Raw genomic sequence first — 17,229 nt, forward strand, 5'->3', positions numbered from 1 at the left:
GAGCGGCGGCGCGCCCCGCCGCTCCGGCGGCCCCGGCCGCGCCCGCGGCCGAGTTCTCCTCGCCGGCTCCGGCCGGTGACGCCCCGCGTCCGGCCGCCCAGGCCCCGCGTCCGGCGGCGCAGGCCTCCGGCGGTGCCCGTCCGGGCCCGCGTCCGGCCGGTCCGCGTCCGGGCAACAACCCGTTCACCTCGGGCAGCGCCACCGGCATGGCCCGCCCCGGCGACCGCCGTCCGGCCGCGCCGGGTGGCCGTCCGGGTGCCCCGGCCGGGCAGGGCGGCGACCGCCCGCGTCCCGGTGGCGACCGCCCGCGTCCGGCCGGTGCGCCGGGTGCCGGTGCCCCCCGTCCCGGTGGCGACCGTCCGCGTCCGGCCGGTGCGCCGGGTGCCGGTGCTCCCCGTCCGGGTGGCGCCCCGCGTCCGGGTGCCCCGGGTGCCGGTGCGCCGCGTCCGGGTGGCGCTCCGCGTCCTGACGGCATGCCCCGTCCGGCCGCGCCCCGCCCCGGTGGCCCGACCCCGTCCGGCATGCCGCGCCCGAACCCGGGCATGATGCCGCAGCGTCCGGCCGGCCCGCGTCCGGGCCCGGGTGGCCGTGGTCCGGGTGGCCCCGGCGGCCGTCCCGGTGGTCCGGGTGCCGGCGGTGCCCGTCCCGGCTTCCAGGGCCGTCCGGCCGGTCCGGGCTCGCGTCCGGCCGGTGGCGGCTTCGGCGGCCCCCGCCCGGGTGGCGGCGCTCCCGGTGGCGGCGGCGGCTTCGGCGGCCCGCGTCCGGGTGGCTTCGGCGGTCGTCCCGGCGGCCCGGGTGCCCGTGGTGGCACGCAGGGCGCCTTCGGTCGTGGCCCGGGCGGTCGCCCGGCTCGCGGTCGCAAGTCGAAGCGGGCGAAGCGCCAGGAGTACGAGGCCATGCAGGCCCCGTCCGTCGGCGGTGTGATGCTGCCCCGCGGCAACGGCCAGACCGTTCGCCTGTCGAGCGGCGCCTCGCTGATGGACTTCGCGGAGAAGATCAACGCCAACCCGGCCGCGCTCGTCTCCGTCATGTTCAACCTCGGTGAGATGGTCACCGCGACGCAGTCGGTCTCCGACGCCACGCTGCAGCTGCTGGCGGACGAGATGGGCTTCGTCCTGGAGATCGTCAGCCGGGACGACGAGGACCGCGAGCTGCTGGAGTCGTTCGACATCGACTTCGGCGCCGACGAGGGCGACGAGGACCAGCTGGCCCCGCGCCCGCCGGTCGTCACCGTCATGGGTCACGTCGACCACGGTAAGACCCGACTGCTGGACGCGATCCGCAAGTCCAACGTGGTGGCCGGCGAGGCCGGTGGCATCACCCAGCACATCGGTGCCTACCAGGTGGCGACGATGGTGAACGGCGAAGAGCGCCCGATCACCTTCCTCGACACCCCGGGTCACGAGGCGTTCTCCGCCATGCGTGCCCGTGGTGCCAAGTCCACCGACATCGCGATCCTGGTGGTCGCGGCCAACGACGGTGTCATGCCGCAGACGGTCGAGGCGCTGAACCACGCCAAGGCCGCCGGTGTGCCGATCGTGGTCGCCGTCAACAAGATCGACGTCGAGGGCGCCGACCCGACCAAGGTCCGCGGCCAGCTGACCGAGTTCGGCCTGGTGGCCGAGGAGTACGGCGGCGACACCATGTTCGTCGACATCTCCGCGCGCCAGGGTCTGAACATCGACCAGCTGCTGGAGGCCGTGGTCCTGACCGCGGACGCCTCGCTCGACCTGCGGGCCAACCCCGACCAGGACGCGCAGGGTATTGCGATCGAAGCCCACCTGGACAAGGGCCGCGGCGCCATGGCGACCGTCCTGGTCCAGCGCGGTACCCTCCGCGTCGGTGACTCGATCGTCGTGGGCGACGCCTACGGCCGCGTCCGCGCCATGCTGGACGAGAACGGCAACAGCCTCGCCGAGGCCGGCCCGTCCCGCCCGGTGCTGCTGCTCGGTCTGACCTCGGTGCCCCGCGCCGGCGACAGCTTCATCGTCGTCGACGAGGACCGCACCGCCCGCCAGATCGCCGAGAAGCGCTCGGCCCGTGACCGCAACGCCGCCTTCGCGCAGCGTCGGGTCCGGGTGTCCCTGGAGGACCTGGACAAGGCCATCGCCGCCGGCTCCATCGAGCAGCTCAACCTCATCATCAAGGGTGACGTCTCCGGTTCCGTCGAAGCCCTCGAGGACGCCCTCGTCAAGCTGGACGTGGGCGAGGAGGTCGAGCTCCGGGTCCTGCACCGCGGTGTGGGTGCCATCACCGAGTCCGACGTGGACCTGGCGATGGGCTCGGACGCCATCATCATCGGCTTCAACGTGCGCGCCGAAGGCCGTGCGCGCGCCGCGGCCGACAAGGAAGGCGTGGACGTCCGGTACTACTCGGTCATCTACCAGGCGATCGAGGAGATCGAGAACGCCCTCAAGGGCATGCTCAAGCCGGAGTACGAGGAGGTGCGCCTCGGCGCCGCGGAGATCCGCGAGGTCTTCCGCTCCTCCAAGTTCGGCAACATCGCCGGTGTCCTGGTCCGCGACGGCATCATCCGCCGCAACGCCAAGGCCCGCCTCATCCGCGACGGCAAGGTCGTGGCGGAGAACCTCTCCATCGAGGGTCTGCGCCGCTTCAAGGACGACGCGACCGAGGTCCGCGAGGGCTTCGAGGCCGGTGTCACCCTGGGGTCGTTCAACGACATCAAGGTCGAGGACGTCATCGAGACCTACGAGATGCGCGAGAAGCCGCGCGCCTAGTCGGTGTCAACCGGGGCCGGTCGACGGGTGGTATTTCCGTCGACCGGCCCCGGTCTCGCTGTGTAGGGTCCTCGGCGTCGGCCCGGTTCCGGGCCGGCGTCCCCGAGGCCTTCCAGGTCGGCGAGACCTGTCATACATGTTCGTGGGAACACTCACCTTCGACCTGCTGCTGGGCGACGTCCACTCGCTCAAGGAGAAGCGTTCGATCGTGCGGCCCATCGTGGCCGAACTGCAGCGCAAGTACAGCGTGTGCGCTGCCGAGACCGGGAACCAGGACCTGCACCGGCGGGCCGAGATCGGCCTGGCGGTGGTGTCCGGCGATGCCGGGTACGTCACCGAGGTCCTGGACAGCTGTGAGCGGTTGGTCGCCGGCCGCCCCGAGGTGCAGCTCCTCGCCGCGAGGAGGCGCTACCACAACGACGACGACGAATGAGGACCGTGGAGGCGTCGGCGGAAGTCGCCGTTCTCACACGGATCAGGACCGAGAGCGCCCGCAAGGCCGGGCGCGGGCCGGTACTTTGGGGCGTGGGCCCCGAACGGGCGCGCAGCTCGCCCGGGTACCGGGCCCATTGCACGAGGAGGCAACGTGACCGACACCGCTAGGGCGCGCAAGCTCGCCGACCGCATCCAGGTGGTCGTCGCCCAGACCCTGGAGCGGCGGATCAAGGACCCGCGGCTCGGGTTCGTGACCATCACCGACACCCGGGTGACCGGCGACCTGCGCGAGGCCACCGTCTTCTACACCGTCTTCGGTGACGAGACCGAGCGCGAGGCCACCGCGGCCGCGCTGGAGAGCGCCAAGGGCGTGATCCGCTCCGAGGTCGGCAAGATCGGGGTGCGCTTCACCCCGACGCTGACCTTCGTCGCGGACGCGCTGCCGGACAACGCCCGGAACATCGACGACCTGCTCGACCGGGCCAAGGCCATCGACGCGGCGGTGCGCACCACCGCCGCGGGCGCGACCTACGCCGGCGACGCCGACCCGTACCGGGTGCCGGCGTCCGAGCGTGACGACGAGGACGAGTAGTCATGGCGGGTGAGCCGGCGCGGGGCGCCTCGCGAACCGGTTCGACCACGGGGGCGTCCTCCACCAGCACGGTGGAGGGTGCCCTCGCGGCGCTCCCGGGGCCGCGCGCCGAGGAGAGCGGCCGCGAACTGGTCTGGCAGCAGGTGGTGGCGGAGATCGGCCGGGCGCGCTCGATCGACCTGATCTGCCACATCTGCCCGGACGGCGACGCGCTGGGCTCCTCGCTGGCCGCCGGGCTGGCGCTGCGCGCGCTCGGCAAGGAGGTGCGGGTCTCCTTCGGCGACGAGCCGCAGATCGTGCCCGAGTCGCTGGCCTTCCTGCCCGGCCAGGAGCTGATCGTGCCCGCCGCCGAGGTGCCCGAGGTGCCCGAGCTGGTGCTCTGCTTCGACGTGGCCGCGCAGAGCCGGCTCGGCCTGCTACACGACAAGGCCTTCGCCGCGCCCGTCCTGGCGGTGTTCGACCACCACGCCTCCAACCCGGGCTTCGGCACCCACCAGCTGATCGACCCGGCCGCGCCGGCCACCGCCGTCCTGGTGGACGAGCTGCTGCGCCGGCTCGGCGTCGAGCTCGACCAGGACCTGGCCACCTGCCTCTACACCGGGGTCGCCACCGACACCGGCTCGTTCAAGTACCGGGCGACCACGCCCGCCACCCACGAACTCGCCGGGCGGCTGCTGGCCACCGGCATCCGGCACGACCTGATCTCCCGGCAGCTGTGGGACACCTCCTCCTTCGGCTACCTCAAGGTGCTCGCGGCCGCCCTCGACCGGGCCGTCTACGAGCCGGACGCGGCCGGCGGGCTGGGCCTGGTGTGGACCTGGGTGCCGTACGAGGACCTCGCGCTGTTCAGCGTCACGGTTGAGGAGATCGAAGGACTGATCGACGTGCTGCGCCGCCCGGCCGAGGCCGAGGTGGCGCTGGTGCTCAAGCAGGACCCGGACGGCACGCTGCGGGGCTCCTCGCGTTCCAAGGGCGCGGTGGACGTCGCCGCGGCCTGCACCGAGCTGGGCGGCGGCGGGCACGTCTTCGCGGCCGGGTTCAGCGCCCGGGAGGGCGTGGCCGCGGTGGTGGACCGGTTCCGGGCGGCGCTGCGGCCCGCCCACTGACGGTCCCGCGTTGACTATCCTGCGGTGACCGCACGGAACGGTTGACCGCACGGAGCACCTGACCGCACGGAACAACCGCTGGTTGAGAGAAAGAACTCGATGAAGCGCAAAGGCACCGGCCCGGACGGCCTGGTGATCGTCGACAAGCCCGAGGGCATCACCTCCCACGGGGTGGTCGCCAAGCTGCGGTGGCTGGCCGGGACGCGGAAGGTCGGCCACGCCGGCACGCTGGACCCGATGGCCACCGGCGTCCTGGTGATCGGCGTCGAGCGGGCCACCCGGCTGCTCGGCCACCTGATGCTGACGGCCAAGACGTACGAGGCGACCATCCGGCTCGGCCAGACCACGATCACCGACGACCGGGAGGGCGAGGTGACCGCCTCGACCCCGGCGGACGCCGTCACCCGGGAGGCGATCGACGCCGGGATCGCGGCGCTCACCGGCCCGATCATGCAGGTGCCGTCCAAGGTCAGCGCGATCAAGATCGACGGCAAGCGCTCGTACGCGCGGGTGCGCGAGGGCGAGGACTTCGAACTCGCCGCCCGGCCGACCACGATCCACTCCTTCACCGTGCACGGGCAGCGGGCGGCGGTGGCCGAGGACGGCACGCCGGTGATCGACCTGGACGTGACCGTCGAGTGCTCCTCCGGCACCTACATCCGGGCGCTGGCCCGGGACCTCGGCGCCGGGCTCGGCGTCGGCGGGCACCTGACCGCGCTGCGGCGCACCAAGGTCGGCCCGTACGGGGTGGAGTCGGCGCGCACCCTGGAGCAGCTCGAGGACTCCGTCACCGGCGACTCCGCCACCGGGCTGGAGGTGCTGCCGATCGCGCAGGCCGCGGCCGCCGCCTTCCCACGCTGGGACCTGGACGAGTCCTCCGCCGAGAAGCTGTCGCACGGCGCCCGGCTGAAGGCGCCCGGGATGGGCGTGGACGGGCCGATCGCGGTGTTCGGGCCGGACGGGCGCTTCCTCGCCCTGGTCGAGGAGAAGGGCGGGCAGGCCAAGCCCGTCGCGGTCTTCGTCGGCTGACCTCCGCTCCCCGGAGGCCCCCGCCTCCCTGACCCCCGCCCGGGATTCCACCCGGCGGGGGTCTCGGCGTTCCCGGGGGCGCGTTCACCCCTGCGGGGGAGCGCGCGAGGTGAACGCCGGTGGTGAGCGGCGCGGGCGCGGTCGGGCCGCCCCCACGCCGGGCAGGCTCCCCGCGGCGGCCGAACGACCGACAGGGGGAAGGGCCATGCCGGAGTTCCAGGAAGACGATCCGGGGCGGTACCTGCTGCACATCCGCGACCTCGCCGGGCGGCTGCACGGCCTCGGCTTCGTCGCCGACCCGCACGGCACCGTGCTGACCGCCCACCAGTGCGTCGCCGCCCTCGACCGGCTCGTCCTGCACACCCCCGGCGGCGAGACCCGGGTGCTCGGCCCGGACGCCGTCCTGCCGCTGCCCGGGCACGGCCTCGCCCTGCTGCGCACCGACGCGGTCGGCGGCCCGTCCGTCCCGCCGCTGCCGGTGGCCGCCGCCGGCGCCGGGCACGAGCTGCTGCTGCCCGCGCTGGCCGGCGCGGACGGCCGGGCGGTCGCGCTGCGCTGCGGGCTGCTCGGGGCCGCCGACGGCCTGCTGCTGCTCGACGTGCCGGTGGTCGGCGGCGTCGCGGTGCCGGCCGGCTCACCGGTGCTGGACGCCCGCAGCGGTGCCGTGGTCGCCCTGGCCCTGCCCGGGCCGCACGCCGCCCGGTACGGCGGCGCCCTGCCCGCGGTGCCCGCCGGCGGCGGCGCGGCGACGGCCGGGCCGCTGGCCGCCCTGCTGGCGCGCAACGCGGCGGCCGTGCCCGCGTACGGGGCGGCGCTCAACCTCGCCGGGGTCCTGCGGCTGGCCGCCGCGCAGACGGCGGCCGCCGACACCGGGCCCGGCGGGGTGGCCGGGCTCGCCGCCGACCGGATCGACCGGCCGGACGGCCTGACCGGCGACGAACCCGAGGCCACCGTCACCGCGCTGGTCGGCGCCCCCGGCAGCGGCCGCTCCACCGAACTCGCCGCCCTCGCCGCCCGCCGCGCCGACGCCGCCCACCCGCTGCCCACCCTCTGGCTGCGCGGCGCCGACCTGCGCGCCGGGGACCGCTCGCTCGCCGAGCCCGTCGAACGCGCGCTGGCGGCCGCCGCCGCCGAGCTCGGCACCCCCGCCCCCGCGCCCGAACCCGTGGCGGCCCTGTGCGCCGCCGCCGGCCGTCCGCTGCTGATCGTCCTGGACGGCCCCGAGGAGGCCCCGGCCCCGCTGGACGGGCGGTGGCTGCGCGGCGCCGGGCAGTGGCTCACCGGCTGCGGGGCCCGGCTGCTGACCGCCTGCGGCGACCAGCTCGGGGAACGGCTCGCCGCCGAACCCTGGGGCCGCGGCCCCAGCCCCGCGCCCCGCCCGGACGACCCGGCCCCCGGCGGCGACCTGGCCGGCGCCCCCACCGTACGGATGGACGGCGCCGGCCCCGGCACGCCGACCCTGGCCCGGCACCGCCTCGGCCCGCTGCCCGCCGAGGCCGCCGACCGGCTGCGCCGCCGCCACGGGCTGCCGCCCGGCTGCCCCGGCGGCGCCGACGCCCGGCACCCGCTGGCCGTCCGGCTGGCCGGCGAACTGTGGGCCGAGGGCGTGCGCGGCGAACCGGCCCGCCGCGGCGAGCTCTTCGCCGCCCACCTGGACCTGCGCTGCCTGCGGATCGCCCAGCGGCTGGCCCAGCGGTCGACCCGGCAGACGACGGAGTGCGGCCGGCCGCGCCGCCCGGGCGCCCACCGCCGGGGCGCCGCCCCGCCCGCCGCACCCACCGGGCCGACGCCCGGGCGGGTTCGCCGGCTCGCCGCCGCGGTGGCCGGTCGGGTGCACGAGGCGGCCCGGCGGATGCTCGGCGCAGGGCCCGGCGGGCTCGGCCGCGACGCCTTCGAGGAACTGTTCCCGACCGAGGGCGGCTGGGCCGCGGCGGTGCTCGCCGAGGGCCTGCTCGTGCCCGCCGGGCCCGGATTCCGCTTCGCCCACGGGGAGTTCGCCGACTGGCTGCAGGGCCGGCACCTGGACCTGGACGCGGCGCTGCGGCTGCTGCTCGGCGAGGCCGCGGACAGCACGCCGGACGGCGCGGCCAAGGCCGTTCCCCGGCACCGGATCGGCCCGGTCGCCGCCGCGCTGGCCCGGGTGGCCGAGACCTGGGGCGCGAGCGCCCTCGACCCGTGGCTGCACCGGATCGACCGCGCCCTCGACCTGCGCCCGCCCGGCAGCGAACCCGCCTGGTGGGCCGCCGCGTTGCTGGCCGCCGGGCTGGCCGCGAGCCCCGACCCGGCCGAACACCGCGAGCTGCTCGACCGGTTGGCCGGCCGGATCGTCGAACGGTCCGCCGGCGGCCCGGCCGCGCCGAGGACCGGGCCGACCTCGGCGGCGGACGGGCTCGACCGCTTCGGCCCGGCCTTCTGGACCGGACTCGGCCTGCCCCCGGAAACCGAACTCGCCCTGCTGCGCCGCCTGGTGGCCGCCGACCGGCCCGGCCGTCCGGGCTTCCTCGGCGCGGCGGCCGAACGGCTGCGCGCCGACCCCGTCGCGGTCTTCCCGCTGCTGTGCGCATGGTTCGAGGACCGCACCTCGCCCGTCGCCGCCGACCTCGCCCACGACCTGCTGCACGCCCACCGCCGGCTCGCCCTCGACGAGTTGGCCGACGCGCTGGCCGACGCCGCCCACCCCAGGGCGGACGCGCTGCTCACCGTCCTGGCCGCCGAGGAGCCCTCCGCGCTGTGCCGCGCCGTGGACCGCTGGAGCCACGACCGCAGGCCCGAACGGCACGTCGCGGCCGCCGCGCACGCCCTGCGGACGGCCCCGTACGCGACCGGGGCCGGCGCCGAACTGCTGCGGCACACCGCGTTGACCCTGCTCGCCCGCGAGGACGAGCCCGGCCTGCACGGCGCCGCACTGGCGCTGCTGGTCGGCGACCCGGCCACCCGGGCCGAGCACCTGCCCGCCGCGCTCGCCCGGCTGCGGGCCGGCGGCGACGCCTTCCTCACCCCGCGCGCGCTCGCCCCGGCCCTGGACGGCGACCCGGAGCCGGTGCTGGCCGCCCTCGCCGACGCGCTGTCGGCCCCCGGCGCGGCCGTCGCCGAGACGCTGCGGGTGCTCGCCGACGCCCGCACCCCGGTGGCCGCCCGGCGCGGCGCCGAACTCGCCGCCCGGCTGCTGCGCGAGCACCCGGCGCTGGCCGGCCCGGTCGCCGCCGACTACCTCGGCCGCCGGCTCGCCGCCGCGCCCGGCCACGTCGGGGGATCGGCCGCCCGGCTGCAGCTGCGGGTGCTGCTCGCCGCCGCGCTGGGCGCACGGGCCGCGGCGGTGCGGCGGCCGTTCGCCGAGGTGCTCTCCCGCCCGGTGCCCGACCCGGCGGCGGACGCGCTGCGCTGCGAGCTCCTGGACACCCTGCTCGCCGCCGAGACCGACCCGGCCGTCCTGACCGCCGCCGTCGAGCGGCTGGCCGTGTACTGCGCGGCCGAGAAGCCCGCCCGGGTGCGCGCCGTCCTGGCCCGCGCGACGCCCGCGCTGCCCGGCGCCGACGACCTGCTGGTGCGCTGCGCCGGCCGCTCGGCGGCCTTCGCCCGGCTGCTGGCCGACTGGCTGCTCGCCGACCCCCGGGAGGCCGCCCCGGCCGCGCCGGACGGCCCCGGGATGGCCCGGCTGAGGGCGCTGGCCGCGGCCGGACGCGACCCGCAGTACGCCGCCGCCGAGGCCGAGCGGGCGCCGCTGGTACCGGCGGTGCGCCCAATCCGTATTCCGGTGCCGGAGCCGGGGCGGGCGCATGGCACGCTATAGGGGTTCGGTTTTGGGCGTTTGAGCGTACGAGGGTACGCACCGTACGGACAAGGAGCGGTCGGGTGCAGCGCTGGCGTGGCCTGGAGGAGATCCCCGGTGACTGGGGGCGCAGCGTCGTCACCATCGGCTCGTTCGACGGTGTGCACCGCGGGCATCAGCTGATCATCGGACGGGCGGTCGAGCGCGCCCGCGAACTGGGCCTCTCCTCGGTCGTGGTGACCTTCGATCCGCACCCGCGCGAGGTCATCCGCCCCGGCAGCCACCCGCCGCTGCTCGCCCCGCACCCCCGCCGTGCCGAGCTGATCGCCGAACTGGGCGTGGACGCGGTGCTGGTGCTGCCGTTCACCCAGGAGTTCTCCCAGGAGTCCCCGGAGGCCTTCGTCCAGCAGGTCCTGGTGGACGCGCTGCACGCCCGGGTCGTCATCGAGGGCCCCAACTTCCGCTTCGGGCACCGGGCCGCGGGGGACGTCGCGCTGCTCACCGAGCTGGGCCGGGCGGACGACTTCGAGGTCGAGGTGGTCGACCTTCAGGTGTCCGGCGCGGCCGGGGACGGCGAGCCGTTCTCCTCCAGCCTGACCCGCCGCCTGGTCGAGACCGGGGACATGGCCGGCGCCGGCGAGGTGCTCGGCCGCCCGCACCGGGTCGAGGGCGTGGTGGTGCGCGGCGCGCAGCGCGGCCGCGAACTCGGCTACCCGACCGCCAACGTGGAGACCGTGCCGCACAGCGCCGTCCCGGCGGACGGCGTGTACGCGGGCTGGCTGACCGCCGAGGGCGAGCGGATGCCGGCCGCGATCTCGGTCGGCACCAACCCGACCTTCGACGGCACCGCCCGCACCGTCGAGGCGTACGCCATCGACCGGGTGGGCCTGGACCTGTACGGGCTGCACGTGGCCGTGGACTTCCTGGCCTACCTGCGCGGGATGGAGAAGTTCGACTCCATCGAGGCGCTGCTGGACCGGATGGCCGACGACGTCAAGCGCGCCCGCGAGCTGACCGACGCCGGCTGACCCCTGCGGACGGGAAGGGCCCGCCGACCGGATGGTCGGCGGGCCCTTTCGGCTCACTGCTGGGGGGCCTGCGGCGGGTAGCCGTAGCCGGGGCCCGGCTGCTGCGGCTGCGGGGCCCAGGGCGAGGGGCCGCCCTGCGGCGGCGGGTAGCCGTACCCGGGCGGCAGGGCCTGGCCGGGCTGCTGGGGCTGCGGCTGCTGCGGCTGGGGCTGGGGCTGGGGTGCCCACGGCGAGCCGGGGGCGGGCGGCGCGGTCTGCTGCTGGGCCGGGGCCTGCTGCGGTTCGACGTACGGCTGCGGCGCGGCGGCCTGCGCCTGCTGCTGCCAGCCGGCCTGCTGGGCGGCCGCCTGCTGGGCCCGGGCGATGTCCTCGCCGACCAGGGTGGCCAGCTCGAAGTACGCCTCGCGGACCTTGGGCCGCATCATGTCGAGGTTGACCTCGGCGCCGGCCGCCAGGCTCTCGTCGAAGGGCACCACGACCACGCCGCGGCAGCGGGTCTGGAAGTGCGCGACGATGTCCTCGACCTTGATCATCTTGCTGGTCTCGCGCACCCCGGAGACCACCGTGATGCTGCGCTGCACCAGGTCCGCGTAGCCGTGCGCGGAGAGCCAGTCCAGGGTGGTGGAGGCGCTGGAGGCGCCGTCCACGCTGGGGGTGGAGACGATGATCAGCTGGTCGGCGAGGTCCAGCACCCCGCGCATCGCGCTGTACAGCAGGCCGGTGCCGGAGTCGGTCAGGATGATCGGGTACTGGCGGCCCAGCACGTCGATCACCTGGCGGTAGTCCGAGTCGTTGAAGGTGGTCGAGACCGCCGGGTCGACGTCGTTCGCCAGGATCTCCAGGCCGGAGTTGAGGTCCTGCGAGGTGAACTGACGGATGTCCATGTAGCTGCGCAGGTACGGGATGGCCGTCACCAGGTCGCGGATGGTCGCGCCGGTCTGGCGCTTGACCCGGCGGCCCAGGGTGCCGGCGTCCGGGTTGGCGTCGATCGCGATCACCTTGTCCTGGCGCTCGCTGGCCAGGGTCGCGCCGAGCGCGGTGGTGGTCGTGGTCTTGCCGACGCCGCCCTTGAGGCTGATCACCGCGATCCGGTAGCAGCTCAGCACCGGGGTGCGGATGATCTCCAGCTTGCGGGACTTCTCGGCGGCCGCGGCCTTGCCGCCGAACTGGAACCGCGGCTGCTGGCGCTGCTGCTTGGGCTGGCTGCGCAGCAGGCGGTCCGAGGACAGCTCGACGGCGGCGGTGTAGCCGAGCGGCGCGCCGTGCGCGGTCTGCTGCGGCGCGGCCGCCTGCTGGAACGCGGCGGGCTGGGCCGCCTCGGCGCCCTGCGGCGGCCAGGGCTGCTGCGGCTGCGCGGCCTGGACGGGCTGAGCGGGCTGAGCGGGCTGGCCGAGCGGCCCCGGCTGGGCCGGCGGCGGGTAGGCGCCGGGCTGCGGCCAGCCGCCCTGGCGCGGGTCGACCGGGACGGGCGGCGGCGTCGGAGCCTGCGGGGCCGGGGCCGGGGCCGGGGCCTGGGCCGCCTGCTGCTGCGCGGCGGCCTGCTGGGCGGCCCACGCGGCCATCGGGTCCGCCGGCGCGGGCTGGGCCGGGTCGGTGGACTGCGGGTAGCAGTTCGGCGGGTAGCCGTAGCCGTAGCCGGGCGCGTGCTGCGGCATGGGGCCGCCGGGGGCGGCGGGTGCCTGCGGAGCCGGTGCCGGCGGCTGGACGACCGGGGGCTGGGCGGCCGGGGGCTGGGCCTGGGCCGCCGCCGGGTACGACTGGGGCTGCGGCTGCGGCTGCGGCTGCGGCTGGGGCTGGGACTGCTGGTGCTGCACCACCGCCTCGGCGCTCGGCCACCCCGCCGCGCCGGCCGGCGGCTGCTCGGCGACGGGCGCAGCGGGCACGGCGGGTGCAGCGGGCGCGACAGGTACGGCGGCGGCAGCAGCGGGCCCGGCGGCCGGCGAGGGCGCCGGGAACGGGACGTGCTGCGCCTCGGCCTGCACCGGCGGCACGGCCGCGGGCACGGGCGCGCCGGCACCGGCGGCAACAGCCGGGGCAGCGGCGGCGGCAGCCGGTTCGACGCCCGCGGCGGCGGCCGCCGCCGTCCCGGGCGCGGTCGGGGCCGGGGGAGCCGACTGGGGAGCCGGCTGGGGTACGGCCGGGGGCGCGGCCGCCCCCGAGGCGTCCGTCTGCACGTACCAGGACGGGGGAGTGTAGTCAGGCGCGTCCGACCAGTCGTCGTCGTCCTCCGCCGCGTTGTCGCCGACGTAGACGCCGTCCCGATCGCTGCTCACTAGGGCTCCCTCGTGTTCGCCGCCGCTTGTTCAGCGGTGCCGTTGCCGCAACAAAGACTAGGCCGTTCGGCTGCCCCTGTTGAAGGCGGCTTCGGTTCCGAACCGGGATCGACCGGGACACAAGCGCCCCTCAGTCCATCCGGCGCGGGCCTCCGAGCACCTGCTGTTCGGCCTGCCCGGCCACGGCCCGGACGTACTGACGCCGCATCCGGGTGGTCCACAGGGTGAGGTCGTCGCCGAGGGTCGGCAGGGCGGCCACGTCCTCCGGGGGGAGCGACAGCACCCGGCCGACCAGCTCCGCCTCCTGCGGCATGATCCGCTGCACGCCGACCAGGTCGGCCGCGTTGAGCACCCGGGCCGCGTTCGGGCCGAGGTAGGGCAGCACGGTCAGCGTGGACTGCCAGGGCGCGGCGGAGAGCCGGCTGCGCGGCGGGCGGGCGCCGAGGTCGCGCACCACCAGCACCGGCGAGGCCACCGAGGCGCCCTGCGGGCCGAGCCGGCCGACCTGGTGCAGCGTCACGCAGGGCTGTCCGCCGCCGGCGGCCTGCGCCATCGGGCCCCACAGCTGGCCGCGGGCCGTCTCCACGGCGACCCGGGCGCCGATCGCGGCGGCCCGCAGCGCGATGATCTGCGCCGTCCACACGCCGCCGACCAGCACCAGGTCGAAGGCGGTGGGGCGGAACAGGCCGAGCACCGCGGGCAGGCCCTGCGGGTCGACGCCGATCACCACGCCGTCGTCGCCGACCGGGAAGGCCAGCGCCGCGAGGTCCGCGGGCTCCAGCACGTGCTTCTCCCGTTTCGGGCCGCGCAGCCCGAAGCCGGGCAGGATGCGCGGCCGCACCCGGGGCCGCTCGGCGCCGGGCGTCGGGCCGGGCGCGGGGTAGGTCTGGTACGCCATCAGGACGCTCCTCCCAGCGGCAGGGTGGCGAGCACGCCGGGGGCCTGCTCCAGGTCGAGCCGGACGAGGCCGAGCCCGGCGGACTGCGCCCGGGTCTCCACCTGGCGGCCGAGCTGCCCGAGCTCGTCCTCGTTGCGCCCGGTGACCCGCAGGTGCCCGGTGACGGTGACGGAGCCGCCGGTGCCGTGCCCGGCGGTCAGGCTGAAGGTGCTGGCGAGCGCCGGGGAGCCGGTGATCAGGTTGACCAGGTCGGGTGCGGCGATCCGGCCGGCGCCGCCGCCGGGACGGCTGAGCTGCGGCCAGCGGGAGATCCAGTAGGTGCTGTGCCAGCGGTCGTCGATCCGCCAGAACCGGTTGCCCTCCTGGGTGCGGCGGGTGGTGCCGGCGCCGCTGCCGGTGCCCTGGCGGCCGGCGACCGCGATCGGGTTGGCGCAGGTGGAGATGGCCAGGGCGGCGATCAGTTCGCGCTCGTCGAGCACGGTCGCGTTGAACCCGGCGCTGTTCAGCCGGCCCGCCAGCTGGTCGGTGACGCGCTGCAGCGCCCTGCGGGCGCCCTCCTCGCCGCCGCCGCGGGCCCGGACGGCGGCCGCGGCCCGCTCCGGGTCGAGCTTGAGCGCGATCCAGGTGAGCCGCAGCCCGGGGGTGGCGGTGCCGTCCGGGAGTTCGCGGTAGGCGCGGGCGGCCAGTGACTGTTCGGGCACGTGCGGGGCCGGGGCGGGCTGGGTGTGCTGCACCAACTGGACGGACTCCAGCGTGATGTCGTCCACGGTGAGCGCCGAGCAGACGACGTCCAGCGGCAGCGGAAGCGCGGTGCGCACCGGGCGCAGCGGCTGGTCCTTGGCCTGGACGAGCAGCACCGAGCTGAGGAACGTCCCGTCGCCGACCATGCCGGTCTCCCGGCGCACCGGCCGGCCGCCGAGGTCGGCCTCGGTGGCGTGGGTGCAGGTGCGCAGCGCCGGTTCGAGTTCCAGGGCGGGGGCCAGGGCCGGGTCGGTGCCGGCCGGCGGCAGCAGCGTACGGGCCTGCCGCTGCCGGGACTTGAGGGCCGAGCGGACGCGCAGCAGTTCCGGGACGGACCGGCCGCGCAGCCGGATCACGGCGAGCAGGAGCAGTACCAGGGAGACCGCGCCGAAGCCGGCCGCGACCGGGCGGCTGATCGTCCAGCCGACCGCGACGAGGGCCGCGGCGACCTCGACCAGCACCAGCTGGTGGAGCTTCAACCGGCCGCCGAGCAGCCCCGGCCGGGGGTTGACGCGGACCGTGACGGGCCCGCCGGCGGCGCCCCGCGGGCCGGTGCCGGCCGAGGGTGCCGCGGTGCTCGCGGGCGGGCCGCCGCGCCGTCCGCGGCCGGCGCGGCGCGGGCGTTCGGCCCCGGCCGCGGCTTCGGCCGCTTCCCCCGCGCCGGCGCGTCGTCGTCGAGCGGTCTGGTTCGGCATCCCCCGGTGGCCCCCTCTGACTCGGATGTCGCGGCCCGGCTGGCTGGCTCGTGGACCGTACCCGTACCGTACTCACCGTCCGCTGCCGCATCGTAGAGGGTTCGGGCCCGGTCCGGTCCAACGGGTGCGGGGCACGGGGCGGGCCGCCGGGCGGCGGTCCGGCGGGGACGGCAGGGGCACGGCCGACAGGGGCAGGTCCGACAAGGGGGACGACGAGCACATGGCATCGCGCCGGGACGAGCTGAACGCGTACACCTTCGCCAGGAAGCGCACGGTGGGCGCGTTCCTGCTGCCCACCGGCGGCGGCAGTGACGAGGACGCGCCGCGCCCGGTCAAGGCGGTGCTGCCGAGCGTCCTGGTCGGGGCGCTGGTGGTCGCGGGCTTCGGGGTGTGGGGGGTGTTCAAGCCGAGCGCGCCGCTGCACTGGGACGAGGGCAAGGCGATCATCCAGGGCAAGACCTCGACCACCCGGTACGTGATACTGACCGACCCGGACGGGAGGACGAAGCGGCTGCACCAGGTGCTGAACATGTCCTCGGCCCGGCTGGTGCTGCCGGCCGGCGCCCAGGTGGTGGTGGTCGCCGACGACGTGCTGGACCGCTACCCCAACCACGGCCCGACGATCGGGATCCCGTACGCGCCGGACAAGTTGCCGAGCCGGGACAACGCGGACAAGGCGATGAAGTGGTCGGTCTGCGACCGCCCGGGCTCGGACGACAAGCAGGAGACCGTCAACCAGGCGGTGTTCGTGGCGGCCGGTCAGGACGCGGCGGCGCTGGCCGCCAAGGACCGCATGCTCGGCCCGGACCAGCTGCTGCTGGTGCAGCAGGCGGACGATCAGCAGGTGTCCACCGCGCCGGCGCCCGGCCAGCCGGGCGCGGGCGCGGGCGCCGCGAGCGTGTTCCTGGTGGACGCGCAGGGCCGCAAGCACGAGATCGGCTCGCCGCAGTCGGACGCCAACGAGCGGAAGGCGCTGATCACCGCGGTGTTCGGGCCGAACGCGGTGCCGCAGCGGGTGAAGCGGGAGTGGCTGGACACCCTGCTGCCCGGCACCCCGGTCACCTTCCCGAAGGTCGAGGGCGCGGTCGACAGCCAGGGCGCCAACACCAAGGTGGAGCTGAACAACCAGGCCGACCGCCGGGTCGGCCGGCTGGTGCACTACCAGGACCGCCACTACGTGGTCGGCAAGGACCGGCTGTACCTGGTCACCCCGTTCCAGGCCGAGCTGATCCGGCAGAACCCGGCGTACCAGATGCTCTACAAGTACGACCAGGACCAGAAGCCGCGCAGCGACGAGATGACCCCGGCCGACCAGGCCAAGAACAACAGCGACGTCCGGCTGCCGGACACCGCGGCGGACTGGCCGCTGAAGTCCGGTGCGCCGGTGAACAACTGGCAGGCCCCGCAGGACGCCCGGCTGGTGGTGTGCAGCACCTTCGACGGGGTCGCCGAGGACGGCAAGACGTCCCGGCGCAGCGTCTGGGCCGGGACGGCGTACCCGGCGCGGTACGACAACGGCGCCGGCGCGGCCTACGTGACCCCGGGGCACGGCCTGTTCTACCGGGCGATGGACGCCGGCGCCGGCGGCTCGGGCACGGACTTCCTGATCACCGAGACCGGCCTGCGCTACGCGGTGCCGTCCAACGGCGACGGCGGCGGCCCGGCCGGCCCGCCGTCCGGCCCGCCGAAGACGCCGACGGCGAAGCCGACCACCGCGCCGCCGGCCCCGGGCGACCCGCAGCAGCCGCCGCAGCAGCAGGACGAACCGGGCGGCAACCAGGCCCGGTTGGGCTACCAGGGCGTCCAGCCGCTGCCGGTGCCGCACGAGTGGTCGAACCTGGTGCCGGCCGGTCCGCCGCTGACCGCGAAGAGCGCCGCGCAGCCGCAGAACGCCTGAGCGGCCAAGCGGCGCAACGGAATTGGCC

11 protein-coding genes are annotated in these 17,229 nt (G+C 76.4%); 8 read left to right on the top strand and 3 right to left on the bottom strand.

Annotated features, from left to right (window positions below; genetic code table 11):
* The 7 genes from infB to VM95_RS29395 form a co-directional block, all read left to right on the top strand.
* Window positions 1-2,738 (top strand): translation initiation factor IF-2 (gene infB, locus VM95_RS29365; RefSeq protein WP_045702387.1); only part of this gene is annotated, 2,738 nt, incomplete at its 5' end.
* A 136-nt stretch (window positions 2,739-2,874) separates the two neighbouring features.
* Complete coding sequence (locus VM95_RS29370; RefSeq protein WP_045702389.1) at window positions 2,875-3,171, top strand: DUF503 domain-containing protein; 297 nt, start codon at window positions 2,875-2,877, stop codon at window positions 3,169-3,171.
* 153 nt (window positions 3,172-3,324) lie between these two features.
* Complete coding sequence (gene rbfA / locus VM95_RS29375; protein ID WP_045702392.1) at window positions 3,325-3,765, top strand: 30S ribosome-binding factor RbfA; 441 nt, start codon at window positions 3,325-3,327, stop codon at window positions 3,763-3,765.
* A 2-nt stretch (window positions 3,766-3,767) separates the two neighbouring features.
* Window positions 3,768-4,871, top strand: a complete 1,104-nt coding sequence (locus VM95_RS29380; RefSeq protein ID WP_078860732.1) for a DHH family phosphoesterase — start codon at window positions 3,768-3,770, stop codon at window positions 4,869-4,871.
* 99 nt (window positions 4,872-4,970) lie between these two features.
* Window positions 4,971-5,900 (top strand): tRNA pseudouridine(55) synthase TruB, encoded by a 930-nt coding sequence (gene truB, locus VM95_RS29385; RefSeq protein ID WP_045702394.1) that lies wholly within the window; start codon window positions 4,971-4,973, stop codon window positions 5,898-5,900.
* A 205-nt stretch (window positions 5,901-6,105) separates the two neighbouring features.
* Window positions 6,106-9,690 (top strand): serine protease, encoded by a 3,585-nt coding sequence (locus VM95_RS29390; protein WP_052707650.1) that lies wholly within the window; start codon window positions 6,106-6,108, stop codon window positions 9,688-9,690.
* Between the two features lie 62 nt (window positions 9,691-9,752).
* Window positions 9,753-10,697, top strand: coding sequence for a bifunctional riboflavin kinase/FAD synthetase (locus VM95_RS29395; RefSeq protein WP_045702396.1), 945 nt, complete (start codon window positions 9,753-9,755; stop codon window positions 10,695-10,697).
* A 53-nt stretch (window positions 10,698-10,750) separates the two neighbouring features.
* On the opposite strand, the gene VM95_RS29400 is transcribed toward VM95_RS29395, so the two are convergent.
* From VM95_RS29400 to eccE, 3 genes are all read right to left on the bottom strand, one after another.
* Window positions 10,751-12,970, bottom strand: a complete 2,220-nt coding sequence (locus VM95_RS29400; protein WP_045702398.1) for a MinD/ParA family ATP-binding protein — start codon at window positions 12,968-12,970, stop codon at window positions 10,751-10,753.
* Window positions 12,971-13,100: 130 nt separating this feature from the next.
* Window positions 13,101-13,868 (bottom strand): hypothetical protein, encoded by a 768-nt coding sequence (locus VM95_RS29405; protein ID WP_045702400.1) that lies wholly within the window; start codon window positions 13,866-13,868, stop codon window positions 13,101-13,103.
* Window positions 13,868-15,304: a type VII secretion protein EccE gene (eccE, locus tag VM95_RS29410; RefSeq protein ID WP_078860734.1), complete on the bottom strand. Its 1,437-nt coding sequence runs from the start codon at window positions 15,302-15,304 to the stop codon at window positions 13,868-13,870. Before eccE ends, VM95_RS29405 begins: the two co-directional genes overlap by 1 nt.
* A 220-nt stretch (window positions 15,305-15,524) precedes the next feature.
* Between eccE and VM95_RS29415 the strand changes: the two genes are divergently transcribed.
* Window positions 15,525-17,201, top strand: a complete 1,677-nt coding sequence (locus VM95_RS29415; protein WP_045702402.1) for a type VII secretion protein EccB — start codon at window positions 15,525-15,527, stop codon at window positions 17,199-17,201.
* The last annotated feature ends 28 nt before the right edge of the window (window positions 17,202-17,229 follow it).

The sequence above is a fragment of the Streptomyces rubellomurinus genome (assembly GCF_000961885.1).
GTDB lineage: Bacteria > Actinomycetota > Actinomycetes > Streptomycetales > Streptomycetaceae > Kitasatospora > Kitasatospora rubellomurina.